A 23938-nucleotide genomic window follows, 5' to 3' on the forward strand; every position below is an offset into this window, starting at 1 on the left:
ACTTTTTCGAGCATCTTTCATATCACGTTACATCCGGAACACCCAGCGATACTTCGAAATATTCCCTGCACAGGACCTCTCGGGGGAGAGCGAACCAAGCGGTTCCAAGTAGAGAACAACCGCATAACGATTGACTATTTTCTACTCAAGAAGGCGATTCGTTCCGTCGGGAGATCCCGCCGCTTCCCACTCCGGACCAGCGGTCGGGCCACCGGATGGTTCCAACCGAACGGCGGGAATTTCAGGAACGAACCCCGGGTTGTACGCGGCGGCAAGGCGAGCGAGACAGGATGGGGCACGTGCGACACTTCGATCTGATCATCATCGGTACCGGCTCTGGCAACGCGATCCTCGACGAACGATTCGCGGACTGGGACGTGGCGGTCGTGGAGAAGGGCGTCGGCAGCCACGCTTCCTACGGCGGCACTTGCCTGAACGTGGGTTGTATCCCGACGAAGATGTTCGTTCACACCGCGGACGTCGCCAACGCTCCCGTCTCCGGGGAACGGCTCGGTGTCGAACTGCGGCTCGACGAGGTGCGGTGGCCCGAGATCAGGGACCGTGTCTTCGGCAGGATCGACACGATCGCCGAGAGCGGTAAGCGCTTCCGCAGGGACGAGAATCCCAACGTGACGCTGTACGAGGGCCTCGCGCGGTTCACCGCGCCCCGCGAACTCTCGGTCGAGACGGCCGGGGGGCCGACCACGATCAGCGCCGACCGGGTGGTGCTCGCCGCCGGGGGACGTCCGGTGATCCCGGAGATACCGGGGATCGAGGACGTGGAGTACCACACCAGCGACAGCGTGATGCGTCTGGAACGACTCCCGGAACACATGATCATCCTCGGCACGGGGTTCATCGGGGCGGAGTTCGCCCACATCTTCTCCGCGCTGGGGGTACGGGTGACCATGATCGGCCGCTCCGGGCGGGTGCTCCGCAACGAGGACACCGACGTCTCCGAGCGTTTCACGGAACTCGCGGCACGGCAGTGGGACCTGCGGCTGAACCGGAGGGAGACCGGGGTGGAACGTGCCGGTTCGGGGGTGCGACTCCACCTGGACGGCCCCGAAGGGGCCGAGAGCGTGGAGGGGCAGACCCTGCTGGTGGCGACGGGGCGCCGCCCCAACTCCGACCTGCTCGACACCATCGCCGCCGGGATCGAGACCGCCGAGAACGGCAAGATCAAGGTGGACAGCACGCAGCGCACCAGCGCCGAGGGCGTCTGGGCACTGGGCGACATCAGCAGCGACCACGAGCTCAAGCACGTCGCCAACCACGAGGAACGGGTGGTGCAGCACAATCTGCTGCACCCCGAGGAGCCCGTGGAGTCCGACCACCGCTTCGTCCCGCACGCGGTGTTCTCCGCCCCACAGATCGCCTCGGTGGGACTCACCGAGCAGCAGGCGGTCGAACGCGGTGTCCGTTACGTCACCGCCACCCAGGACTACGGCGGCATCGCCTACGGCTGGGCGATGGAGGACACCACCGGCTTCGCCAAGCTGCTCGCCGACCCCTCGACGGGGAAGCTGCTCGGCGCGCACATCATCGGACCGCAGGCTCCCACCGTGATCCAGCCCCTCATCCAGGCCATGGAGTTCGGCATCGACGCGCGTTCCATGGCACGCGGACAGTACTGGATTCACCCGGCGATGCCGGAACTGGTCGAGAACGCACTGCTCGGGCTTCCCCTGGACTGATCGAGCTCCGCACTCGTCCCGGGGCACGCCCACCGGGCAACCCTGGTTCGCCCGCGCCCCGGGACGCGGAGACGTGGATCGGCGGCTCGTAGGGGGAAGAGGTCGTCGGTGACGACCGGAGCGGGACGTCTCTCCGGCGCTGCCCGGTGGGCGGCGGAATTCACCGGTCCCGCTCCCGCGTCACCCCTCCGATACCGCCCCGGCTCTCGGACGAGTCAGACGGTGCGGGGACGACCCGCGAACGTTCCGACCAGCGCCTGCACCGTGAGGACACCTATCAGCACCACGAGCGAGGCCGACCAGCTTCCGGTGACGTCGTGCAGCATGCCGAACAGGAACGGGCCCGTCGAGGCGATCAGGTAGCCGATGCTCTGCGCCATCCCGGACAGCCTGCTCGTGTCGGCCGCACTGCTCGTGCGCAGCGAGATGAGCACCAGTGCCAGTGGGAAGGCGCTCATTCCGACCCCGATCAGCAGCGCCCAGAGCAGCGGTGCGCTCATCGGCGCGAACAGCACTCCCAGGAAACCGCTGATGGCCGTGGCCGCCAGGCAGACCGTCCAGACGGACTGCCCCTTCGTCCTGGTCACCAGGGGCGGTAGCACCATGCTGATCGGAACGCCGATCAGCAGGACCAGTCCGAGCAGTCCCCCCGCGGCGCCCGCTCCGGCCCCCGCCGACTTGAACACCTCGGGAAGCCAGCCCATCACCACGTACGCCACCAGCGACTGCATGGCGAAGTAGACGGTGACCGCCCAGGCGAGCGGGCTGCGCAGCAACGAGGCCCCACCGTTCGCCGCCCCGGCCGTAGCCTTCGGAGCGGCCCCGGCCCCGGAGTCACCGCCTCGCCCCGCCGAGTTCCACACGAGGAAGGCGGCCAGCGCGAGCACCGCCCAGGTGGCCAGCGCGAGGCGCCATCCTCCCAGCTCGGCGCGCAGCCAGGGGGTGAAGGCGGAGCCGACGGATCCCCCGGCCGCCATCGCCGTGGTGTACAGGCCGGTGGCCATCCCCACCCGTCGGGGGAAGGACTCCTTCACCACCACCGGAATGAGCACGTTGCACATGGCGATGGCCGCGCAGGAGACCACGGTCCCCACCAGAACGGTGGTCGCGGCACCGGTCACCCGGAACAGCATCGCCGCTGTCAGCACGCCGAGCGCGATCCCCACGACGCGCCGCATCCCCCAGCGGCGGGCCAGCAGCGGTGCGGCGATCCCGGCCACTCCGAAGCACAGCGTCGGCACGGAGGTGAGCACGCTGGCCCAGGTGGTACTCGCACCGAGCGAGTCACGCACCCCGCCGAGTATCGAGGAGAGGCTGGTCACGGCGGGACGCATGTTCGCCGCCGCGAGCGCGACACCCGCCAGCAGCAGTCCGCCGCCCGCGGCCGCCGCCCGGTCGGAGGCACCGTCGGTCTCGGGCGCGCTTTGGTTGGCTTGCGAAGTCGTATCATTCCGGGTCTCGTCCGCCCCCGGAGTGGCATCCTGGACGATCAACCGATCGGAAACGGTTTCGGTACGCGACTCGGAATACATCGCGTACTAGTATGGCAAACGTAGGATGTTTGGATGAAAGGACCTCGCTGTGCCCTTGGTCACGACAACGAGGACCGGCCTGGTGGACCAAGTCATCGCCCAGATGCGAGAGCTCGTCGCGTCAGGCGAGTGGCCACTCGGACAGCGGATCCCTCCGGAGGCCGAACTCGTCAACGCGCTGAGCGTGGGACGCAACACGGTGCGCGAAGCGGTGAGAGCCCTGTCCCACGCGGGCCTGCTGGAAGTACGGCAGGGTGACGGCACGTTCGTGCGCGCGACGAGCGAACTGTCGGGAGCCGTGAGCAGGCTCTGCGACAGCGAACTCCGGCAAGTCCTGGAAGTGCGGCGGGCTCTTGAGGTGGAGAGCGCCCGACTCGCCGCCAGCGCCCGGACCGAAGCCGACATCGCCGACCTGGAGGTCGCGCTGCGGGACCGGGACGCGGCGCTGGCCGAACGCGACCGCGAACGGGTCGTGCGCACCGACAGCCACTTCCACCTCCGGCTGATGGAAGCTTCCCACAACCCGGTGCTGGTCCAGCTCTACCAGGGCATCAGCGAAGCGGTCCAGTCCAGCGTCGCCACCACCTTCGACCCCGAGGTCCCGCCGGAGCGCGCCGTGTCGCACACCGAACTGTTCGAGGCAGTCCGCGACGGACAGCCCGAACGAGCGGCGGCCGAGGCGGGCGGATTCCTCGACGAGCTGCTCGCAGAGTTCGAACCCGAACACCCGTAACGGACGAGGGCAGGATCGCCACACCCTCCCCGGCGGGGCGTGACCGGGTGATTCAGGAAGACGCCGCACCCACGGCGACACTCGGCAGACCGGACGGAGCACCGTGGTCCAGCAGTCGGAGCAGCGCGTCGGTGTCCAGGTTGTGCTCCACCATGTCGCCGAGCAGCTCCAGCTGGGTGCGACGCAGCTCGGCGAACGAGATGTTCCGCGACCCCCGGAAACCGGTTCTGCCTGCCAGTTCCGCCGCTCGCCCGAGGAAATCGCGCCGGAACTCGTCGTTCTCGAACAGCCCGTGCCAGTGCGTTCCGGCGACGGAGCCGTGGAGCGCCCCCTCACCACCCCCGTCGGGGAGCAGTACCAGCGGCTCCACCTCCGGTGGACGCCGAACCCTGCCGTGATGGATCTCGTAGCCGGCCACGGGACGCCCCAGAGCGGTCCCCACCGGGTTGCCCAGCGTCTTGGTCGTGTCGAACTCGATCTCCATGTCCAGTAGGCCCAGCCCTTCGACCTCGGCCCCCGACTCGACGTGATCGACGATCCGTTCCCCGAGCATCTGGAAACCACCACAGATCCCCAGTACCGGCGCACCGGAAGCGGCGTGTTCGAGCACGGCTCGCGCCAGCCCGGTCTCCCGGAGCCAACCGAGGTCGGCGACCGTGGACTTGGATCCGGGCAGCACCACCAGATCCGCGTCCGCCACCCGCGAGGGCTCGGTCACGAACCGCACCGAGACCCCCGGCTCCGCGGCCAGCGCCTCGACGTCGGTGGCGTTGGAGATGCGTGGCAGCCGGGGCACGGCCACGCGCAGCCACTGCTCGCCCACCGGCGGAGCGGGCCGGCCGACCACCCCGTCTGCCACGTACGACAGCGAGTCCTCCGCGTCGAGCCACAGCTCCTCCGACCACGGGAGCACGCCGTGCACCCGCCGACCGGTGAGCTTTCGGAGGTCCGTCAGACCGGGGGCCAGCAGGTCGGGCTCGCCTCGGAACTTGTTGATCACGAATCCGGAAACCAGCGCCTGGTCGGCGGGGTCCAGCAGGGCGAGCGTGCCGAAGAGCTGCGCGAACACCCCGCCCCGGTCTATGTCGCCGACCACCAGCACGGGCAGGTCCGCCGCGCGGGCGAGCCCCATGTTGGCGATGTCGTGGGCGCGCAGGTTGATCTCGGCGGGCGAACCAGCTCCTTCGCAGATCACGTAATCGTACTCGGAGCGCAGTTCGGAAAGCGTCCCGGTGACCGTACGAAGCAGCTCTGCCTTTCGCTCGCGGTAGGACAGCGCGGTGGCCTCGCCCGCCACGCGCCCCAACACCACCACCTGCGAGCTGCGATCGCTTCCCGGCTTCAGCAGCACCGGGTTGAACCGCACATCGGGCTCGACCCCCGCTGCCATGGCCTGCACGGCCTGAGCGCGCCCGATCTCACCGCCGGAGGCCGTGACCACGGAGTTGTTGGACATGTTCTGGGCTTTGAACGGCGCCACCCGGGCTCCGCGACGCGCCAGCCACCGGCACAGAGCGGCGGCCAGAACACTCTTGCCCGCATCGGAGGTGGTCCCGGCAACCAGCAGTGAGTTCACGTCAGCTTTCATACACCACGGCCGCGTCCCCGAGCCTTCGCCCGCCGCGAGGAGTGCCACCACTCACACCGCCGCGCGGACGGTCTCAGGGACGGGTGAGGATCTCGTTGCCGTCCTCGGTGATCAGAATGGTGTGCTCGAACTGCGCGGTCCAGCTCTTGTCCCTGGTCGTGACGGTCCAGCCGTCGTCCCACACGTCGTACTCGTGGGTGCCGAGCGTAATCATCGGCTCGATGGTGAACGTCATGCCGGGCTCGATCACCGTCTGCACCGACGGTTCGTCGTAGTGCAGCACCACGAGACCGCTGTGGAACGAACGGCCGATGCCGTGCCCGGTGAAGTCCCGCACCACCCCGTAGCCGAAGCGCTTGGCGTAGGACTCGATGACGCGCCCGATCACGTTGAGCTGCCGCCCCGGCTGTGCCGCGCGGATGGCGCGCATGGTCGCCTCGTGGGTGCGTTCCACGAGCAGCCGGGCCTCCTCGGAGACGTCGCCCGCGTGGAAGGTCGCGTTGTTGTCACCGTGCACACCGCCGACGTAGCCGGTCACGTCGACATTGACGATGTCACCGTCCTCGATCACGGTGGAGTCGGGTATCCCGTGGCAGATGACCTCGTTCAGCGAGGTGCAGCACGACTTGGGAAACCCCCGGTAACCGAGCGTGGAGGGGTAGACCCCGTTGTCGACGAAGAACTCGTGCACCACGGCGTCGATGTGGTCGGTTGTGACACCGGGGCGGACCGCCTTGCCCGCCTCCTCCAACGCCTGGGCCGCGAGCTTGCCCGCGACTCGCATGGCGTCGATCACCTCGGGGGGCTGGACATCGGGGTCCGTGTTGCGCCGAGGGGCCGGCTTGTCGACGTACTCGGGCCGCTCGATGTTCGACGGCACCGGACGGCGCGGGGTTTGCTGTCCTGGCTGCAGCGGGCTTCGTACGGGCATGCCCTCACTCTAGAACGTCGTCACGGCGCGGAACCGCCCACGGGCGACCACCTCACCCCGAAATGACCAACCACACAACGACCACCCCCACGACTCTCCGGCGCCGCGTGGGTGCGGAACAGCTCAGCCCCGCGAGTCGGACACGCCGTTGCCGGGCGAGACCGTCACCAGACCGGCGCGTTCGGCGGCCCGGAGCATCACGGGGTCGTAGGAAACGAAGGCGTGCAACCCCTCGCCCGCCTGGCAGGCCGAGGCCAGGTGGATCGCCTCCGTGGAACTCAACGGCGAGTCGAACCCGCTCGCGGCGTCGAGCACCTCCTGACCGACGGGCAGCTGTTCGATCTTCGACACCACGATCGAGGCGAGGTCTTCGGCCGCCGGCCCGGCCGTACGGAAACTGCGCAGTATGTCGACCTTGGACACCGCGCTGGTGGCGCGCGGCTGCTCCCAGTTACTGCGGATCCACACGCTGAGCGCCCCGCTCTCCGGTTCGGCGGCGATCAGTTTCTTCAGGGCCGAAGAATCGAAGTAGATCACATCCACTCCCGTCGACGGTGTTGTCGCACCGCACCCGGTCGGGCACGGTGCGCGACAACCTAACACACCCGGCTCACCGGATCCCGTCGAGAAACTCCTTCGACACCCGCACCGCACGTTCCGAGGTCCCAGCGTCGGTCACCAACACCGCGAACGACATGTCCCCTCGATAGCCGGTGAACCAGCCGTGCGCCCGACTACCGTCGCCGAACTGCGCGGTACCGGTCTTGCCCGCCACCTCGCCGAGCCCCGACAGCTCGGTGGCCGTCCCGGAGCGGACGACCTCGCGCATCATCTCGCGGAGCTGCCGCAACGCGGACTTCGAAGGGGCCTGCCCGGCCTGCTCGTTCACGCGGGTCTCGGCCCCCTGGATCAGTTTCGGCGTGGGCATGGAACCGTGGGCCACCGAGGCACTTGCCAGCGCCATCCCGAACGGGCTCACGAGTACCTCGCCCTGACCGATGCCGTTGACGGCGCGCGCCACCCTTCCCTCGGAAGCGGGCACGTCCCCGGTGAGCGTGGTTATGCCCGGGACGGCGAAGTCGGCACCGATCCCCAGCTTCTCGGCCGCGTCGGGCAGTGCCGAGGCGGGCATCTCGGTGGCCAACTTCGCGAAGGTGGTGTTGCAGGACTCGGCGAACGCCTTCCGCAGCGTCACCCGCCCCAGCTCGAAGTGGTGCGAGTTGGGCAGGGTCTTGCCGTTGAAGGTCCGCTCCGCCGGGCAACCCAGCCTGGTGTCGATGTCGGCCTTCCCCGCCTCCAGGGCCGCGAGGCCGGTGGCCATCTTGAAGGTCGATCCGGGCGGGTACTGCCCCGTCAGCGCCAGCGCGCCCTTCTGGTCGGCGGCCTCGTTCTGGGCGACGGCCAGCACACCGCCGGTGGAGGGCCGCATCGCCACGATCATGGCGGGCTTGTCGATCGGGTCCACCGCGGACTCGGCCGCGTGCTGGACCTCATCACTGAGCGTGGTCTTGAGCGCCTCGGTCGGTTCGGGCTCGGCCTCGTGCAGCGTTTTCAGCTTCGCTCCCGAGGCGTTTGCCGTGAAGACGCGCCAGCCCGCGCGACCGTTCAGTCGGTCCTTCCTGCTCTCGGAGATGGCGGGCAGCACCTGCGAGGCGTAATCCCGTTCCGAAGCCACCAGGGCGGTCTCGTCCGGGAACCGGACACCGGGTAACTCGTATATCGCCGACTTGACCCGCTGGTAGTCGGACCAGCGCAGGGTGACGACCGTGTACGCCTGGTCCTCGGGGATCTTCTCGGCCCCCTCGACTATCCCCCCGGCGGTGACCGTGGGGGCGACGGGCCGCAGTCCCCGTGCCAGCGACCCGGCGACCTCGGAGAGATTCTTCGTCTCCTTCGGCACCACCGTGACCCGGACCAGCCGCTGCGGACCCATCAAGCGGGTTCCGTCACGTCCGAGGACGGGAGCGGGGGTGGCCGGGTCCGACTGGTAGTGCAGGCTCTGCCCCGAACCGAGTTCGGGATGTACCACGGAGGGTTGCCAGTGGACCTTCCACTCCCCCTCGCGATCACGCAGCTCGAAGCTTCCCCGATAGTTCCACACCCGCTCTGAACCGAAGTTCCACGAGGCGCGGAAGTTCGCGGTTGTGGGGTCGTCACCACCGCCGGACTCCACCTCGGTGACGGAGGCCCTGACCTTGTCCGGCGAGAGGTTCCGTCTCGTCTCGGCCAGGAAGTCGCGAGCGGCTTCCGGGGCGTCGGTGCGCCGGGCGGCCTCGGCGTTGTCACCCGCCGCGAAGGCGTTCAGATAAGCCTCCGCCGCGTCCTTCGCGGAAGGGCCGGAATCGAGAACGCCGCAGGAGGCCACCGGCACGGTGACGATCAGTCCCGTCAGCAAGCTGAGAGCACGAGCAGCTGTACGCACACACCGCAGTATGCCGAAGAAATCGACCGGATGTCTCGAACAACGCATCGCGCACAACGCACCGAGGGATCGGGAAACTTGTTGAACAGGAAGTAAGATCTCACCCGATCGCATGACTACGAACAAAAGTGTTCCGAATCACACCCGAAGCGGTCGCTGACGGCCCCTTCTCGGGAAGCGGCCCGGTTCCGGGGCCTCCGGCGCCGCGCCCCGATTCACAGCAGCACGGTGCCGAATGTCCCGGCCCGCCGGAAACCGACCTTGCGGTAGGCGGCCCTGGCGGCGACGTTGAAATCGTTGACGTAGAGGCTGGCCTTTCGCCTCATCACGCGAACCAGGTGGTCGGCGACGGCGGCGGTACCGGCCGCGCCCAGCCCGCTGCCACGCCGGTCAGGACGTACCCATACCCCCTGGATCTGCCCGACGGTGCTGGATACCGCTCCGATCTCGGCCTTGAAGACCACCTGACCGTCCTCGAACCTGGCGAACGTACGGCCGCTGGCTATCAGGTCGGCTATGCGTGCGCGGTAGCCCACCGCTCCGCCGTTCCTGCGGGGGTCCACCCCGACTTCCTCGACGAACATGGCGACGGCGGCGGGCAGGTAGCTGTCCAGCTCCTCGGAGCGGACCTGACGCACCTCGGGATCGACCCACCCGGTCGGCGGTTCGGACATCACCAGCAGGGGCTGCTCGGGGCGTATCTCCCTCGCGGGGCCCCAGTGCGGGGACAACTCCGTCCACAGCGCCATGACCTGCTCGGCCGGGCCGACGAGCGAGGAACACACCCGGCGCCGCCGGGCGGCCCGCTCCGCGAACGCGCGCATCGCGTCCCTGCCACCGCGCAGCGGGATGAGATTGGCCCCCGAGTAGCACACCCCCTCCGGGCCGCTGCCGTAGCCCCACAGCTCCCCGCTCAGGTACAGCGGGTTGACCTGGGCGGCCTCGATGCGGGACAGCACCATGCAGGCCGACACGGGATCCGACTCCAGCAGGGAACGGACGCAGGCCACGTCCCGTCCCTGCAACAACCGAGCACCCGCGAGCTTGAGCACTGCTCAAGAGTGCCAGAACTCGAGAGGAAAACGCCGCACGAGACATTCGGGAAGTGAGCAATTCCGCACCGAGATCACCCGTTCGAAGGACCTCTTCGGGCCACCCGGACAGCGGAACCGGGCTACACGACCCGGTGAAACGACTCGACCACCGTCCCGTGGCCGAATCGTTCCCGGCCTCACTCCCCGGCTCAGCTGACGGTGACGGTGGGCGAGTCGCCGGAGTCCTGCTCCATGCCCTCCGCCAGGCGTCCCGCCTCCTCGATGAGCGTCTCCACGATCTGGCTCTCCGGGACGGTCTTGATGACCTCACCCTTGACGAAGATCTGTCCCTTGCCGTTGCCCGAGGCCACGCCCAGATCGGCCTCCCTGGCCTCACCCGGACCGTTGACCACGCACCCCATGACGGCCACGCGCAGCGGAACCTCCATGCCCTCCAGACCGGCCGTGACCTCGTCGGCGAGCTTGTAGACGTCCACCTGCGCACGACCGCAGGACGGACAGGAGACGATCTCCAGCTTGCGAGGCCGCAGGTTCAGCGACTGCAGGATCTGCGTACCGACCTTGATCTCCTCCACCGGCGGTGCGGACAACGAGACGCGGATCGTGTCCCCGATGCCCTGCCGCAGCAGCGCGCCGAAGGCCACGGCCGACTTGACGGTCCCCTGGAAAGCGGGGCCGGCCTCGGTGACGCCCAGGTGCAGCGGGTAGTCACAACGCTCGGCTAGGATCTCGTAGGCACGCACCATCACGACCGGGTCGTTGTGCTTGACCGAGATCTTCACGTCGTGGAAGTCGTGCTCGGCGAACAGGCCGGCCTCCCAGAGCGCCGACTCGGCCAGCGCCTCCGGCACGGCCTTGCCGTACTTCTCCATCATGCGCGGGTCGAGCGAGCCCGCGTTGACCCCGATCCGGATCGGCGTACCGGTGTCCTTCGCGGCCTTGGAGATCTCCTTGACCTGATCGTCGAACTTGCGGATGTTGCCGGGATTGACCCGCACACCCGCGCACCCCGCCCTGATCGCGGCGAAGACGTACTTGGGCTGGAAGTGGATGTCGGCGATGACCGGGATCTGGGACTTCTGCGCGATGATCGGCAACGCCTCGGCGTCGTCGGCACTCGGGCACGCGACGCGCACGATGTCACAGCCCGAAGCGGTGAGCTCGGCGATCTGCTGCAGCGTTCCGTTGATGTCGGTGGTGTTCGTGGTGGTCATCGTCTGCACCGAGATCGGGTGGTCACTGCCGACACCGACCGGCCCGACCTGTAACTGCCGGGTCTTACGCCGTTCCGCGAGTACCGGTTCGGGATTGGCGGGCATACCCAGATCGACGGTCATCGCGTCTTCTCCACCTTCGCAATGCGGATCGAATTGTCGGTCCCGCGATATGACGGGAACCTCGGGGTGACGGGGCCCGGCGGGTGAGAGGCACCGGACCGCCACCCACGATACCGGCACGCACCACGACTCGAACGGGAAGTCACCTTTCGAGTGATGCCCGCCTTCTTAGCAGGCCTTTCGAGTGAGTTTAATAACACGGTGCGTGATACCGCGGGACCTTTCGGAACGCTGTTACCGGGGGATCAAGTGAACGTGACCGGGTTGACCACGTCCGCGACCAACACCAGCAGCGAGTACGCGATGAACACGATGCTGATCCCGTAGGCCAGCGGCATCAGCTTGGCCGTGTCGAACGGGCCGGGGTCGGGCCTGCGGGTCAGCTTCGCGAAGTTGCGCCGCAGCGCCTCCCAGCACGCGCCCGCGATGTGCCCGCCGTCCAGCGGCAGCAGCGGCAGCATGTTGATCAGGAACAGCGAGAGGTTCACGCCCGCCAACAGCTGCACCATCATGATCAGCCGGGCACCGACCGAGAGCTCGTCGTAGGAGAGCACCTCACCGCCCAACCGACTCGCGCCGACCACCCCCACCGGGGAGTCTTCCGCTCGCTCCTGCCCGCCGATGGCGGCCACCAGATCAGGCACCTTGCTGGGCAGCTCCACGACCTTCTGCGCGGTCGCGGTTATCATGCCGCCGATCCGGGTGACGACCTGACCGAAGTTCTGCCGCACCAGGTGATCGGTGGGGACCACCCCGAGGAAACCGACCTCGACGTAACCCTCCGCGTCGCCCAGCTTCGGCTGGGTGTTGCGCATGAGCTCCGGACGCAGTGTCAGCGTGCGGCCGTCCCGCTCGACGAGCACGCTCACCGTGCCGGACGACTCGCGGATCGAGCCGCGCAGCTCCGACCACGACTCGACCGGCTGGCCGTTGAACCGCAGGATCTCGTCACCGGCCCGGAAACCCGCCGTCGCCGCGGGTGACTTCGGCGCGTCAGGAGGGCACTCCTCCGTGTTCTGATCTTCGGGCACCACGCACTCGCTGACCGAGTGAATCGTGGTGGTGGGCTCCGCGATCCCGTAGCCCATCAGCACCGAGGTGAAGATGCCGATGGCCAGGATCAGGTTCATGAACGGGCCCGCGGCCATCACGATGATCCGCTTCCAGGGTTTGCGCTGGTAGAACTGCCGGTGGGAATCCTCGGGACGCACTTCCTCGGCCACGGCCTGCCTGGCGTCCTCGACCATGGCCCGCCACGGCGCGGAGGAGGCGGTGCGCCCGTACTCCTCGTCCCGCTTCGGCGGGAACATGCCGATCATCCGGATGAAGCCGCCGAACGGGACGGCCTTGACGCCGTACTCCGTCTCCCTGCCCTGCCTGGAGAACAGCGTGCGGCCGAACCCGACCATGTACTGGGTCACCTTGACGCCGAACATCTTCGCCGTCGCGAGGTGGCCCAACTCGTGCCAAGCGATCGAGAACAGCAGCCCGAGGAAGAAAATCAGGATGCCCAGCACGACAAGCATCAATGCGCTCTTTCCATACCGGCGAGTTCGCGGGCTCTGCGGCGGGCCCACTCCTCGGCTTCGAACACCTCGTCCACGCTGGCCGGCTCGGCGCACCAGGCGTCGGCCCCTGCCAGTACCTCCTCCACAGTGTGCACGATGCTGGTGAAACGACTGTTACCGGCGACGAACGCGGCCACCGCCTCCTCGTTCGCGGCGTTGTAGACCGCGGGCAGGCACCCGCCCCGGCTCCCCGCCTCACGCGCCAGCCGCACGGCGGGGAAGGCCGTGTCGTCGAGCGGTTCGAAGGTCCACGAGGCCGCCTGTTCGAACGTCAGCCGTGGGGTGACTCCGCCTATCCGGTCGGGCCAGCCCAGGCCGAGCGCGATCGGCAGCCGCATGTCGGGCGTGCTGGCCTGCGCGATGGTGGCGCCGTCGACGTAGGTGACCATCGAGTGCACGATCGATTGCGGGTGCACGACCACGTCGATGCGCTCGTAATCCACCCCGAACAGCAGGTGGGCCTCGATAAGTTCCAGACTCTTGTTCACCATGGTCGCCGAGTTGATGGTCACGACCGGCCCCATGGACCAGGTGGGATGCGCCAGGGCCTGCTCGACGGTCACCTCGTGCAACGCCGCGCGATCGTAACCCCGGAACGGTCCCCCGGAAGCGGTGAGCACGAGTCGCTCCACCTCCTCGGTGCGACCGGCCCACAGGCACTGCGCCAGCGCGGAGTGCTCGGAGTCCACCGGCGTGATCTGCCCCGGGGAGGCGGCACGCGTGACCAGTGGGCCCCCCGCGATCAGCGACTCCTTGTTCGCCAGCGCCAGCCGCGATCCGGCGCGCAGCGCCGCCAGGGTCGGCCGCAGCCCCCGCGAACCGTCCATGCCGTTGAGGACCACGTCGGCCTCGGTCTCGTCCACCATGTCCGTGGCGGCGTCCGGCCCGGCCAGCAGGCGCGGCAGCCGGAAGTGCCCGGCGGAGTAGCCGAGCCGCTGCGCCTCCGCGTACAGCGCCAGCTGCACGTCCTCGACGGCCGTGGCCCTGGCGACGGCCACGACCTCCGCCCCGAACTCGATGGCCTGCGCGGCCAGCGTCGCGGGATCGTTCCCGCCCGCGGCGAGACCGACCACCCGGAACCGTTCCGGAGCCCGCCGGACGACTTCCAGGGCCTGCGTGCCGATGGATCCGGTGGAGCCCAGCAGAGTGAGAGTTTGCACCGTGTCGCGACCGTCGTCGCGAGCGGGCGTGTCCGGTTGTGCGGAGACCATCGGGCTCATTGTCGCCCATCGGTGACCTCGCGTGTCATCGCGGTCGCGTTGGGCGGAACCGCCCCCACCCCGCCCGCCCGGAGTGACCGGGCGCACTGCCTACAGCACTCCGGCGTCGGTCACCCGGCGGTGTGCGAAGATGGTCGGCATCGGCGGTTCTCGTGCCGTGTGGCGTTCGGCCCGCGACGAAGCCGTACCGCCCGATGCCGACGATTCGGCGTCGCGGTTCCGAGGTCGGCAGCCGCGACGGGTTACAGGAGGAGAACGTGGCAAGCACGGAGCTGGAGCAGACCCAGAACGAACGGACACCGACCCAGGCGGTCGATCCGGCCGAAGAGCCCTCGGTGGAGTGGGGCTGGCACGGCTCGTTCCCGAAGGGCATCCAGATCGCGGGCTGGTTCTGCACCTTCGCGATGGTGATGATGCTGATCGGCAACCACCAGGGCATTCTCAGTGGTGGTGACGGCTTCATCAGCGCGGACATCTGGCTGATCGCGATAGCGCTCGGGATGGCGGCCGGGCTGATCTACGACCTGCGCAGGCGCCGCGTCTCCTGGCGGCGCTGACGTGCTCCTCCGGCGGTGGATTCCACCGCCGCGGCTCACGCGAGGAGCTCACGGACGTCGCGTGGGCGGACCGCGCGACGTCGCTCCCTCGCCGCCGGAGCGGTTCCCGCCCCGGCCATGTCGTTCCGGGTAGGCGAGCCGTTCCGGGTAGGCGAGCCGGGGCCACCGCGTGTGGTCCGGCCGAACCCCCACGGCGCGTGCTCGCGGGGATCGGATCCGCGAGGGCCGAGCACCCCGGGGCACGGGGTGGACGCATCGCCGGGCGGGGCCGTCCCGGAGCTCGGTTCGCTGTTCACCAACGACCGATCTTACGGACGGTGGCCGGAACCCGGGCCAACCGGGTCAGCGAGTTCTGCCCGGGTTCCGGCCACGAACGCTCAGGAGTTCTCCGCGGCCAACTGGCCGCAGGCCGCCGCGATCTCCTGACCACGGGTGTCGCGCACCGTGCAGGAGACCCCGGAGTCCCGCACGCGCCGCACGAACTCGCGTTCCACCGGTTTCGGGCTGGCGTCCCACTTGCTCCCCGGTGTGGGGTTCAGCGGGATGACGTTGACGTGGGCGAACCTCCCCAGGTGCTTGTGCAGCAGCTTTCCGAGCAGGTCGGCACGCCAGGGCTGGTCGTTCATGTCCCGGATCAGCGCGTACTCCACCGACACGCGCCTACCGGTGTGCTCGGCGTAGCCGCGTGCGGCCTCCAGCACCTCCGCCACCTTCCAACGGTTGTTGACCGGGACCAGCGTGTCCCGCAACTCGTCGTCGGGGGTGTGCAACGAGACGGCGAGCGTGACCTGGAGCCCTTCCTCCGTCATTCGCCGGATCGCGGGGGCTAGCCCCACCGTGGAGACGGTCACCGAGCGCTGTGAGAGCCCGAGCCCGTCCGGAGCGGGATCACAGATGCGGTGCACCGCGTCGATGACCCGTCGGTAGTTCGCCAGCGGCTCACCCATCCCCATGAAAACGACGTTGGAGAGCCTGCCCTCCCCACCGGGCAACTCCCCGTCACGCAGCATGGCGGCGGCCTGCCGGACCTGGTCGACGATCTCGGCCGTGGAGAGGTTGCGCTGCAGACCCCCCTGACCAGTGGCGCAGAACGGGCAGGCCATGCCACAGCCCGCCTGGCTGGAGACGCAGACGGTGGCGCGGTCGGGATAACGCATCAGGACGCTTTCCAGCGTGGTCCCGTCGTGCGCGCGCCAGAGGGTCTTGCGGGTCGCCCCTTCGTCGGTGTCGAGGTTGTGCACCGCGGTGAGCAGCGTGGGCAGCAGCTCCTGCGCCAGCAGCTGCCTGCTCGCGGTGGGAACATCGCTCATCGCCGAGACGTCGGCCGTGAGCCTGCCGAAGTAGTGCTGCGCGAGTTGGCGCGCCCGGAACGGCTTCTCACCCAGCTCGGAAACGGCGGTACGACGCTGCTCCCCGGAAAGGTCGGCGAGATGCCGGGGAGGCATCCCCCGTTTGGGGGCGTCGAAGATGAGGGGTAGGGACTTCGAGGTCATAGCCCCACCAGTATCCCACGACAGCGAGCGGCGAAGTGCGACGGTCACCTCCGTGAGCGGGCCGCCCCTCAGCCGTAGCGCCGAAGCGGACACCCCCGGAAGAACCGGATTCGTTGGGTATCGCCACAGACACGCTCAGTGCCGAACTCGCGGTTGCCTCACGGGGCACGGGCGGGATTCTCCGGCCTCGTCCTATTGTGAAGTCATGACTGGCATGGTCGAGCGCCACTCAGCCTCCGTGGAGGACTACGTGCGGACGATCTACGGGCTGGGCGAGCGGGGCGCGGCGGTCACCAACACCACCCTCACGGCACGTCTCGGCCTGAGCCCCTCCTCCGTTTCCGGAATGATCAACAAGCTCGCGCAGCTCGGGCTGGTCACTCACGAGAGGTATCGCAGCGTCGAACTCACCGACGAGGGGCGCAGGCTCGCCTGCGACGTACTGCGGCGGCACCGGCTGCTGGAGCTGTTCCTGGTGGAGGTCCTCGGCTACACCTGGGACGAGGTGCACGAGGAGGCGGACTCCCTGGAGCACGCCGTTTCGGACGAGCTGATCGAGCACATCGCCGCCAAGCTCGAACACCCCACGCACGACCCGCACGGCGATCCCATCCCGAGCGCCGACGGCGTGGTGGAAAAGCCCACCACGAAACTGCTGGAACAGCTGGAACCGGGCACTGTAGGCACGATAGCGCGGGTCTGGGACACCGACTCCGAGCTGTTGCGTTACCTCACCGACCACGGTCTGACGCTGGGCAACCGGATAGAGGTCGTGGAGCGGAAACCGTTCGGCGGTCCTCTGGTGGTGCGGGTGGGTGACGCCGGAGCGACCGAAACGCACTTCCTCGGCTCCGAGATCGCCCAGACGCTGTCCATCACGGTGCAGAAATGAGTTCACGAGTCCGGTCTGCGCCCCGGAACCACCGCAGCTCGGGAACCGACGTTCAGTGGACCGGGTCGTCCGAACGGCACGATTCGCCGAGCGCGGGGGTGTCCGTCGAGCCGTCCCGCCACCCCCGCTCCGCGTCGTAGGTTCCCAACACCGCCAGCAGCAGGTCGAACCTGTTGTCGGTGAGCCGCACGACCACCCAGCCGAACCCGAACAGTCCCGCGAACACGAACGCCGCCACCCACTCCATCGGGGCATCCTGAGCAAGGATCAGCACGGCCACGCACAGCGCCAGCCCGGAGGCGAACGCCACTGTCCTGGCGACGGTGACCGTACTCAACAGGGACCGGTACATCGGGCAGTCCCTGCCCAGCTCCCGCGTGACGGCCGCACGCTCATCGGCCTCCATTCGCGCCACCCGGTCCAACCCCGCCACCAACGTCTCGACCGGTCCCCCAGCCATAGCCACCGCACCCCTGCCAACAAATCGGAACTTCCCGAAACGAACGCCCCCCGACTTCGCCCGAACACAGTCGATCATGGAAAACGGCCGGCGACAAGGCGCCATTCGGGCCCATCGGGGCCTCCGCCCGGTCGCGATCAGTGACGATCGTCTCGCCCTGGCCTCTCCGTCCCGGTTCCGAAACCGATCGGCCAGGGCCACGAGGCGGGAAACCGCCCGTTCCGCCGATCACGCGGCGCGAGGCGGAAGAAGCGATCATCCGAAACGACGAATCCGAACTCGGTAAGTCACGGGTACGACGGTGCCCGGCACCGACTCGATCGCCCGGCGAGCCACAGGTGGGGAGAACTCGATGCGCAGCACGGCCTCCAGACTGGCGCGGTCGGGGAACACCCAACGCGTCTCCACCCCGAAGCTGTCGAACCCCCTGGCGGCGAAGAAGCGTTCGATTCTGCCGGGATCGAAGTCAGCCAGGTCGGCGCGCATCCACTCGCCGTACGGTGCGGCACTGCCGTCCAGGTCGACCACGACGAGCGCGCCGCCCGGACGCAGCACACGCCCGGCCTCGGCGATACCCGCCTCGCACCCCGGCCCGAAGAAGTAGGCGGTGCGGGCGTGCAACAGGTCCGCGGCGGCGTCCCCCAACGGCAGCCGGTGGGCGGTCCCGCGGACCACCCTGACCGACCCCGTGCCCCACGAACGCGCGATCCGGCGGCGCGCCCGTCGCACCAGCGGTCGATATGGTTCCACTCCCAGCACGCTGCGTGCCCGCCGCGCGAACACGGGCAGGTGGAAACCGGCACCACAACCGACGTCGACCACGTCGAGACCCCACCAGTCCTGGTGCCGACGCAGCTCGGCCCAGACGGCACCGGTGGCGTCCTGCGCGGTGTTCTCCACCTCGTAGAGATCCGGCCATTTCCAGATGTTGGGACTCGGCCGGACCTCGGAGCCTCCCGCCGTCGCACGAACGGAACCGGCAACGGTGAACAGTCCGCCGAACACCACGAGCCGATCAACCAGGAAGCAGCCAGGACAGCGTGCTCCACGCCACCACCGCCGACGGCAGCAACGAGTCCATCCGGTCCATCAGCCCCCCGTGCCCGGGCAGCAGGGTCCCCATGTCCTTGAGGTCGAGATCCCGCTTGATCAACGACTCCATCAGGTCACCGATGGTCGAACTGCACACCACGGCGAGGCCGAACAACGCACCCGTCCACCAGGGCCCGCCGAGCAGCAGACCGACGGACAGCACGCCGCCGACCACACCGGAGACCAGCGAACCGGCGAACCCCTCCCAGGACTTGTTGGGACTCACCCGCGGCGCCATCGGATGACGTCCGAACAGGCTGCCGGAAGCGTAACCACCCGTGTCGGAGGCGACGACGCCGATCATGAAGCACAGCGCGCGGAAACCACCGTCGGGCGGAACGACGAGCATGGCCGCGAAAGCGGCGAAGACGGGAACGTAAGCGGTGGTGAAAACCGAGGCCGTGACGTCGCGCAGATACCCCTCGACCCCCAGTCGAACGCGCCAGACCAGACACCCCAGGGTCGTGATGGCGAAGGCGACCAGCACGGCGGGGAGCCCGTAAGGCCAGGACAGCCAAATGATCGCCTGTCCCCCCAGCAGCACCGGAAACAGCGCCAACCGGACACCGGCCCCCCGACGCAGAGCACCTGCCAGTTCCAGGGTGGAAAGAGCGGCCGCGGCGGCCACTATGCCGATGAACAGATGGCGATAAGTCAGCAGAGCGGCGACGATCCCCGCGCCGAGCAGCAACCCGACCGCCAGCGCGGCAGGCAGGTTCCGTCCGGCGCGGGAAGGGCGTGCGGCGTCGCCCGGCACGTCGGCCGACATTCCGGACTCACCTTCGCGCTGGTCAGCGGTTACCACGTCCTCAGACCTCGAGCAGCTCGTTTTCCTTGTGCTTGACCAGCTCGTCGATCTGGGAGACGTAGCGGTGGGTGATGTTCTCCAGCTCCTTCTCACCGCGCGTGCCCTCGTCCTCACCGACCTCACCGTCCTTGACGGTCCGGTCGATCTCTTCCTTGGCCTTGCGGCGCAGATTACGCACGGTGATGCGGGCGTCCTCGCCCTTCTGCTTGGCGAGCTTGGCCATCTCCTTGCGCCGCTCCTCGGTCATCTCGGGAATCTGTATCCGGATGACGTTGCCGTCGTTGGTCGGATTGACCCCGAGGTTGGAGTCCCGGACGGCACGTTCCATGGCACCGAGCTGACTGCCGTCGTAGGGTTTGATGACCACGAGCTTCGCCTCGGGCACGTTGATGCTCGCCAACTGGTTCAACGGAGTCGGCGAACCGTAGTAGTTGACGACGATGCCGGAGAACATCGCCGGATTGGCACGGCCGGTCCGAACTGTGGACAGATCGTCCTTGGCCACCGCCACCGCCTTCTGCATCTTCTCCTCGGCTTCGAGAAGAGTCTCGTCAATCACGGTTGCTCCTTCGGTACGGGCCGGCAGGCTCCGACGGGTTGTCGACACTGATCGCGGCTCCGGCGACGGTGATCGACCGGAGCCCCAACAGGATCCCAGCACGAGTCGCGGGTGCCGCTAACCGGGGGTGCTGACCAGCGTCCCGATCTTCGCACCGTTCGCGGCACGCGCGATGTTGCCTTCCACCAGGAGGTTGAAGACGAGAATCCGCATGTGGTTATCCATGCACAGACTGAAGGCCGTGGCGTCGGCGACCTTCAACCCCCGCTCCAGGACCTCGCGGTGGGTGATGCTGTCGAAGAGCTCGGCACCGGGCGTGGTCTTGGGATCGGCCGAGTAGACACCGTCCACGCCCTTGGCCATCAGCACCACTTCCGCACCGATCTCCAGTGCGCGCTGAGCGGCGGCGGTGTCGGTGGAGAAGTACGGCATACCCGTCCCGGCCCCGAAGATGACCACACGTCCCTTCTCCAGGTGCCGGATGGCACGGCGCGGGATGTAGGGCTCGGCGACCTGTCCCATACTGATCGCGGTCATCACGCGGGTGTCGATGCCGTGTTCGCGCTCCAGGAAGTCCTGCAACGCCAGGCAGTTCATCGTGGTGCCCAGCATCGCCATGTAGTCGCCGCGGGCACGCTCCATCCCGCGCTGTTGGAGTTCCGCACCGCGGAAGAAGTTTCCGCCTCCGATGACGACCGCGACCTCGACTCCGTTGGCGACCACCTCGGCCAGCTGCCGTGCCACCGTCCCGACGACGTCGGGATCGACTCCCACGCTGCCGCCGCCGAACATCTCGCCACCGAGTTTGAGCAGTACTCGCTGGTAACCGGCCTCGCTGGCATGGCCAACGGGTACGCCGTCGTCAGTCACTCGTTCCTCCTGAGAAAACGCCCCGCCCTCGGACTGCGAAGGCGGGGCGCGGACACCGATTCCTGGGCAGTGATCCGGAAACGAACAGGGTGATGTCCGGAGACCGGACCACGGACAGGATCCACGTCCCGCCCGTGGCCGGCACCGAAAGTACGACCGTTCCGGAACAGCTCCCGCGCGGAGCGTTCCGTGAGCAGGAACGCTCCGGTTCACATCTTGACCGCCGGAACCGCGGGGCGCACGACGAACACGGTTCGGCGGCCGTCGCCACGAAGCTCAGGACTGACCGACTTCGAACCTCGCGAAACGAGTGATGGTGATTCCGGCCTCGTCGAGCAGGTCACGCACGGACCTCTTGTTGTCCTGCACGGAGGGCTGGTCCAGCAGCACGTTGTCCTTGTAGAACCCGTTGAGCCTACCCTCGATGATCTTGGGCATGGCCTGCTCCGGCTTGCCCTCGGAACGCGCCGTCTCCTCGGCGATCCTGCGCTCGTTGGCGACGACGTCCTCGGGCACGTCCTCGCGGGAGAGGTACTGCGGCTTCAGCGCGGCGATCTGCATAGCCGCGCCCCGCGCGGCCTCCTCGTCGGAGCCGGTGTACTCGACCTGGACACCGACCGCGGGAGGCAGGCCCGCGGCACGGCGGTGCAGGTAGGTCGCGACCTGACCGTCGAACGCGCTGATCCTGCGCAGCTCCAGCTTCTCACCGATCTTGGCGGACAGGTCGTGGATGGCCGTCCCGACGGTGCTGTCGCCCAGCTTGGCTTCCTTGACCGTTTCGACGTCCTCGGAACCCGCCGCCTTGGCAGCGGCCACGATCTTGTCCGCCAGCTCCACGAATTCGTCGTTCTTGGCGACGAAGTCCGTCTCGCTGTTGAGCTCGATCAGGATTCCGTTGCCGCCGGCGACCAGGCCCTCGGCCGTGGAGCGCTCGGCTCGCTTGCCCACATCCTTCGCACCCTTGATGCGCAGGTTCTCGATCGCCTTGTCGAAGTCGCCCTCGGTCTCCTCGAGCGCCTTCTTGCAATCCATCATTCCGGAGCCGGTGACGTCACGGAGACGTTTCACATCGGCCGCACTGTAGTTCGCCATCGTGCGTTGTCCGTCCTCGTCGGAGTGTGTACGCGGTGGGAAAATCGAAGTGACGGGGTGGCACCGACCCGGGCGAACCGCCGGAGCGGCACCACCCCGCCCCATCAGGACTGCGCGGGCTGCTCGGTGGCCTCGGAGTTCGCGGCGGCTTCGGAGTCACCGGAACCGCTCAGCAGTTCCTTCTCCCACTCCGCGAGCGGTTCCTCGGAAGCGGCCTGCTGGTTCTCGCCGTTCTCGGCACTCTCGCCGCGGCCGCTCCGGGCCATCAGCCCCTCGGCGACACCGTCCGCGACCACCCGGGTCAGCATGGCCGCCGAGCGGATCGCGTCGTCGTTGCCGGGGATGGGGTAGTCCACCTCGTCCGGATCGCAGTTCGTGTCGAGGATCGCGACGATCGGGATGCCCAGCTTGCGGGCCTCGCCGACGGCGATGTGCTCCTTCTTGGTGTCCACGATCCAGATCGCGCTGGGCACCTTGGACATGTCGCGAATACCGCCGAGCGTGCGCTCCAGCTTCTCCTTCTCGCGGGTCAGCATCAGGATCTCTTTCTTGGTGCGACCCTCGAAACCACCGGTCTGCTCCATCGTCTCGAGCTCCTTGAGACGCTGCAGCCTGCGGTGCACGGTCTGGAAGTTGGTGAGCATGCCGCCCAGCCAGCGCTGGTTGACGAACGGCATGTTGACGCGCTGCGCCTGTTCGGCGATGGCCTCCTGAGCCTGCTTCTTCGTCCCGACGAACAGGATGGTGCCGCCGTGGGCGACGGTCTGCTTGACGAAGTCGTAGGCCCCGTCGATGTAGGACAGGGTCTTCTGCAGGTCGATGATGTAGATACCGTTGCGCTCGGTGAAGATGTAGCGCTTCATCTTCGGGTTCCAGCGGCGGGTCTGGTGCCCGAAGTGCACACCGCTGTCGAGCAGCTGCTTCATGGTGACGACGGCCATAGCCTGCTTCGCACCTCACGTGTCGGGCGCGCCGATCGACGACGCGCGATTTCGGTTACCGTGACGAGCCGGGTGGCTCGTCACCCTGGTGCACGCGGAACCGTCACCCGGACACTCGCGGTGAACCGGGACCGCGGACGACTCCATGTGGCCGCCGCACCCTCGTCTCCTCGAACCGGCCCGTGACCCGGCCGAGGGCGGAAGCCTTCGTGCCGGTCGCCGTTGCCGGACAACGCACCCGGACGGCTCTCGTCGAGAGCGGTCTCCGAGGAATCGCTCGGGAGGAAGCCCCGACCGACCCGAGGAACGGACTCCGAACTCGGAATCCTGTGGTGATACGGCCGATACGCGCGCACGCGAAGTCGAACTCGTCTCCGACGAGTCGCGCGGCCGAGTATACGCCACGACAGGCGCGAACTGAATCGTGGTGGCGTTCTTCCACAACCGGCCGAACGATCCCCCACTGGAGGTGCGGACGTGGCGGGCGACCACGCTCCCTCGGCACGATGGCCGTCATGCGCGGTTGGGCGGTGGCACTGTTGCTGACCCTGGGTACCGGAGCCGTGGCCGCTTCCGGACATGGCGGTCCTCCCTCGGAACCGACCAATCCTTCCTCCCCGCGGGGCTCACCGCGGGGACCGCTCCGGGATCCGCTTCGGGGCCCCGCCGAGGTACTGCGGGACTTCCGGAAACCACGCGACCGCTACGCCCCGGGGCACCGAGGGGTGGACCTGCTGGCGCATCCTCGACAGGAGGTCCTGGCCGCCGCGGCCGGAACGGTCGGTCACGCGGGATTCGTGGTGGACCGGCACGTGATCGCCGTAAACCACGGTGACGGCCTGAGCACCACCTACGAACCGGTTCTCCCCGAAGTCGCGGCCGGACAGCGGGTCGCCCGAGGCGAGGTCATCGGGCACGTCACCGGCGGACACCCCGAATGCCCGGCGAAACCGCCGAACACCTGCTTGCACTGGGGAGTGCGTGACCACGACGCGTACCTGGACCCCCTCGGAGCGCTGCCCACCGGCGGTGTCCGGTTGCTGCCTTGGCGAGCGAGCGAGGCCGAACCGTGAGGAGCCGACGCTTCCGAA

At 68.2% G+C, this 23938-nt stretch carries 22 protein-coding genes; 5 read left to right on the top strand and 17 right to left on the bottom strand.

What is annotated here, in order from left to right:
- Positions 1 to 299: 299 nt before the first annotated feature.
- The gene (locus BLQ75_RS08290; RefSeq protein WP_092600531.1) at positions 300 to 1697 is read left to right on the top strand and encodes a mycothione reductase; all 1398 of its coding nucleotides are present in this window, start codon (positions 300 to 302) and stop codon (positions 1695 to 1697) included.
- Positions 1698 to 1912: 215 nt separating this feature from the next.
- Here the strand turns inward: BLQ75_RS08290 and BLQ75_RS08295 are convergent, their stop codons facing one another.
- Entirely contained in the window at positions 1913 to 3229 is a 1317-nt protein-coding gene (locus tag BLQ75_RS08295; RefSeq protein ID WP_043572166.1) for a CynX/NimT family MFS transporter, read from the bottom strand.
- A 49-nt stretch (positions 3230 to 3278) separates the two neighbouring features.
- Here BLQ75_RS08295 and BLQ75_RS08300 point away from each other — a divergent pair, with 49 nt between their 5' ends.
- Complete coding sequence (locus tag BLQ75_RS08300) at positions 3279 to 3962, top strand: FadR/GntR family transcriptional regulator (RefSeq protein ID WP_043572169.1); 684 nt, start codon at positions 3279 to 3281, stop codon at positions 3960 to 3962.
- Positions 3963 to 4014: 52 nt separating this feature from the next.
- On the opposite strand, the gene BLQ75_RS08305 is transcribed toward BLQ75_RS08300, so the two are convergent.
- From BLQ75_RS08305 to dxr, 8 genes are all read right to left on the bottom strand, one after another.
- The gene (locus tag BLQ75_RS08305; protein ID WP_092600533.1) at positions 4015 to 5538 is read right to left on the bottom strand and encodes a cobyric acid synthase; all 1524 of its coding nucleotides are present in this window, start codon (positions 5536 to 5538) and stop codon (positions 4015 to 4017) included.
- Between the two features lie 85 nt (positions 5539 to 5623).
- On the bottom strand, positions 5624 to 6481 hold the full coding sequence (gene map / locus BLQ75_RS08310) for a type I methionyl aminopeptidase (RefSeq protein WP_043572172.1): 858 nt from the start codon (positions 6479 to 6481) through the stop codon (positions 5624 to 5626).
- A 123-nt stretch (positions 6482 to 6604) separates the two neighbouring features.
- Positions 6605 to 7018, bottom strand: coding sequence for a type II toxin-antitoxin system VapC family toxin (locus tag BLQ75_RS08315; RefSeq protein ID WP_092600535.1), 414 nt, complete (start codon positions 7016 to 7018; stop codon positions 6605 to 6607).
- A 73-nt stretch (positions 7019 to 7091) separates the two neighbouring features.
- A complete protein-coding gene (locus BLQ75_RS08320; RefSeq protein WP_211481239.1) occupies positions 7092 to 8903 on the bottom strand; it encodes a penicillin-binding transpeptidase domain-containing protein in 1812 nt (603 codons plus the stop codon).
- Between the two features lie 215 nt (positions 8904 to 9118).
- Positions 9119 to 9955 (bottom strand): GNAT family N-acetyltransferase, encoded by an 837-nt coding sequence (locus BLQ75_RS08325; protein WP_092600287.1) that lies wholly within the window; start codon positions 9953 to 9955, stop codon positions 9119 to 9121.
- A 191-nt stretch (positions 9956 to 10146) separates the two neighbouring features.
- Complete coding sequence (gene ispG / locus BLQ75_RS08330; protein WP_092600289.1) at positions 10147 to 11295, bottom strand: flavodoxin-dependent (E)-4-hydroxy-3-methylbut-2-enyl-diphosphate synthase; 1149 nt, start codon at positions 11293 to 11295, stop codon at positions 10147 to 10149.
- 245 nt (positions 11296 to 11540) lie between these two features.
- The gene (locus tag BLQ75_RS08335; RefSeq protein ID WP_092600291.1) at positions 11541 to 12821 is read right to left on the bottom strand and encodes a M50 family metallopeptidase; all 1281 of its coding nucleotides are present in this window, start codon (positions 12819 to 12821) and stop codon (positions 11541 to 11543) included.
- Positions 12821 to 14083 (bottom strand): 1-deoxy-D-xylulose-5-phosphate reductoisomerase, encoded by a 1263-nt coding sequence (dxr, locus tag BLQ75_RS08340; RefSeq protein ID WP_052428021.1) that lies wholly within the window; start codon positions 14081 to 14083, stop codon positions 12821 to 12823. Before dxr ends, BLQ75_RS08335 begins: the two co-directional genes overlap by 1 nt.
- A gap of 257 nt (positions 14084 to 14340) precedes the next feature.
- Here dxr and BLQ75_RS08345 point away from each other — a divergent pair, with 257 nt between their 5' ends.
- Complete coding sequence (locus BLQ75_RS08345; protein WP_043572732.1) at positions 14341 to 14640, top strand: DUF2631 domain-containing protein; 300 nt, start codon at positions 14341 to 14343, stop codon at positions 14638 to 14640.
- Positions 14641 to 15017: 377 nt separating this feature from the next.
- Here BLQ75_RS08345 and rlmN read toward each other — a convergent pair whose 3' ends face one another.
- A complete protein-coding gene (gene rlmN / locus BLQ75_RS08350; protein ID WP_092600293.1) occupies positions 15018 to 16133 on the bottom strand; it encodes a dual-specificity RNA methyltransferase RlmN in 1116 nt (371 codons plus the stop codon).
- 205 nt (positions 16134 to 16338) lie between these two features.
- Here rlmN and BLQ75_RS08355 point away from each other — a divergent pair, with 205 nt between their 5' ends.
- Complete coding sequence (locus BLQ75_RS08355; protein WP_092600295.1) at positions 16339 to 17025, top strand: metal-dependent transcriptional regulator; 687 nt, start codon at positions 16339 to 16341, stop codon at positions 17023 to 17025.
- Positions 17026 to 17077: 52 nt separating this feature from the next.
- Here the strand turns inward: BLQ75_RS08355 and BLQ75_RS08360 are convergent, their stop codons facing one another.
- The 7 genes from BLQ75_RS08360 to rpsB all read right to left on the bottom strand — a co-directional run bounded on the left by BLQ75_RS08360 (position 17078) and on the right by rpsB (position 22847).
- Positions 17078 to 17485, bottom strand: a complete 408-nt coding sequence (locus BLQ75_RS08360) for a hypothetical protein (protein WP_092600297.1) — start codon at positions 17483 to 17485, stop codon at positions 17078 to 17080.
- Between the two features lie 255 nt (positions 17486 to 17740).
- Complete coding sequence (locus BLQ75_RS08365) at positions 17741 to 18478, bottom strand: class I SAM-dependent methyltransferase (RefSeq protein ID WP_092600537.1); 738 nt, start codon at positions 18476 to 18478, stop codon at positions 17741 to 17743.
- 22 nt (positions 18479 to 18500) lie between these two features.
- A complete protein-coding gene (locus BLQ75_RS08370; RefSeq protein ID WP_092600539.1) occupies positions 18501 to 19346 on the bottom strand; it encodes a phosphatidate cytidylyltransferase in 846 nt (281 codons plus the stop codon).
- A gap of 40 nt (positions 19347 to 19386) precedes the next feature.
- A complete protein-coding gene (gene frr / locus BLQ75_RS08375) occupies positions 19387 to 19944 on the bottom strand; it encodes a ribosome recycling factor (RefSeq protein WP_092600299.1) in 558 nt (185 codons plus the stop codon).
- Positions 19945 to 20061: 117 nt separating this feature from the next.
- On the bottom strand, positions 20062 to 20814 hold the full coding sequence (pyrH, locus tag BLQ75_RS08380; RefSeq protein ID WP_043572194.1) for a UMP kinase: 753 nt from the start codon (positions 20812 to 20814) through the stop codon (positions 20062 to 20064).
- A 276-nt stretch (positions 20815 to 21090) separates the two neighbouring features.
- Positions 21091 to 21906, bottom strand: a complete 816-nt coding sequence (tsf, locus tag BLQ75_RS08390; protein ID WP_092600303.1) for a translation elongation factor Ts — start codon at positions 21904 to 21906, stop codon at positions 21091 to 21093.
- Between the two features lie 104 nt (positions 21907 to 22010).
- A complete protein-coding gene (gene rpsB, locus BLQ75_RS08395; protein ID WP_092600305.1) occupies positions 22011 to 22847 on the bottom strand; it encodes a 30S ribosomal protein S2 in 837 nt (278 codons plus the stop codon).
- Between the two features lie 515 nt (positions 22848 to 23362).
- Here rpsB and BLQ75_RS08400 point away from each other — a divergent pair.
- Positions 23363 to 23920 carry a murein hydrolase activator EnvC family protein gene (locus tag BLQ75_RS08400; RefSeq protein ID WP_092600541.1) on the top strand — a complete coding sequence of 186 codons (558 nt, stop codon included), beginning with the start codon at positions 23363 to 23365 and terminating at the stop codon, positions 23918 to 23920.
- Positions 23921 to 23938 lie beyond the last annotated feature (18 nt).

Source organism: Actinopolyspora xinjiangensis (assembly GCF_900104475.1).
In the GTDB taxonomy this organism is placed as follows: Bacteria; Actinomycetota; Actinomycetes; order Mycobacteriales; family Pseudonocardiaceae; genus Actinopolyspora; species Actinopolyspora xinjiangensis.

What these genes read in the sequence shown, in the direction of transcription:
- BLQ75_RS08295 (WP_043572166.1), bottom strand. Translation starts at nt 3,229, where the DNA reads ATGTATTCCGAGTCGCGTACCGAAACCGTTTCCGATCGGTTGATCGTC.
- BLQ75_RS08360 (WP_092600297.1), bottom strand. Translation starts at nt 17,485, where the DNA reads ATGGCTGGGGGACCGGTCGAGACGTTGGTGGCGGGGTTGGACCGGGTG.
- ispG (WP_092600289.1), bottom strand. Translation starts at nt 11,295, where the DNA reads ATGACCGTCGATCTGGGTATGCCCGCCAATCCCGAACCGGTACTCGCG.
- dxr (WP_052428021.1), bottom strand. Translation starts at nt 14,083, where the DNA reads ATGAGCCCGATGGTCTCCGCACAACCGGACACGCCCGCTCGCGACGAC.
- BLQ75_RS08370 (WP_092600539.1), bottom strand. Translation starts at nt 19,346, where the DNA reads ATGTCGGCCGACGTGCCGGGCGACGCCGCACGCCCTTCCCGCGCCGGA.
- tsf (WP_092600303.1), bottom strand. Translation starts at nt 21,906, where the DNA reads ATGGCGAACTACAGTGCGGCCGATGTGAAACGTCTCCGTGACGTCACC.
- BLQ75_RS08400 (WP_092600541.1), top strand. Translation starts at nt 23,363, where the DNA reads ATGCGCGGTTGGGCGGTGGCACTGTTGCTGACCCTGGGTACCGGAGCC.
- BLQ75_RS08335 (WP_092600291.1), bottom strand. Translation starts at nt 12,821, where the DNA reads ATGCTTGTCGTGCTGGGCATCCTGATTTTCTTCCTCGGGCTGCTGTTC.
- rlmN (WP_092600293.1), bottom strand. Translation starts at nt 16,133, where the DNA reads ATGACCTCGAAGTCCCTACCCCTCATCTTCGACGCCCCCAAACGGGGG.
- rpsB (WP_092600305.1), bottom strand. Translation starts at nt 22,847, where the DNA reads ATGGCCGTCGTCACCATGAAGCAGCTGCTCGACAGCGGTGTGCACTTC.
- BLQ75_RS08355 (WP_092600295.1), top strand. Translation starts at nt 16,339, where the DNA reads ATGACTGGCATGGTCGAGCGCCACTCAGCCTCCGTGGAGGACTACGTG.
- map (WP_043572172.1), bottom strand. Translation starts at nt 6,481, where the DNA reads ATGCCCGTACGAAGCCCGCTGCAGCCAGGACAGCAAACCCCGCGCCGT.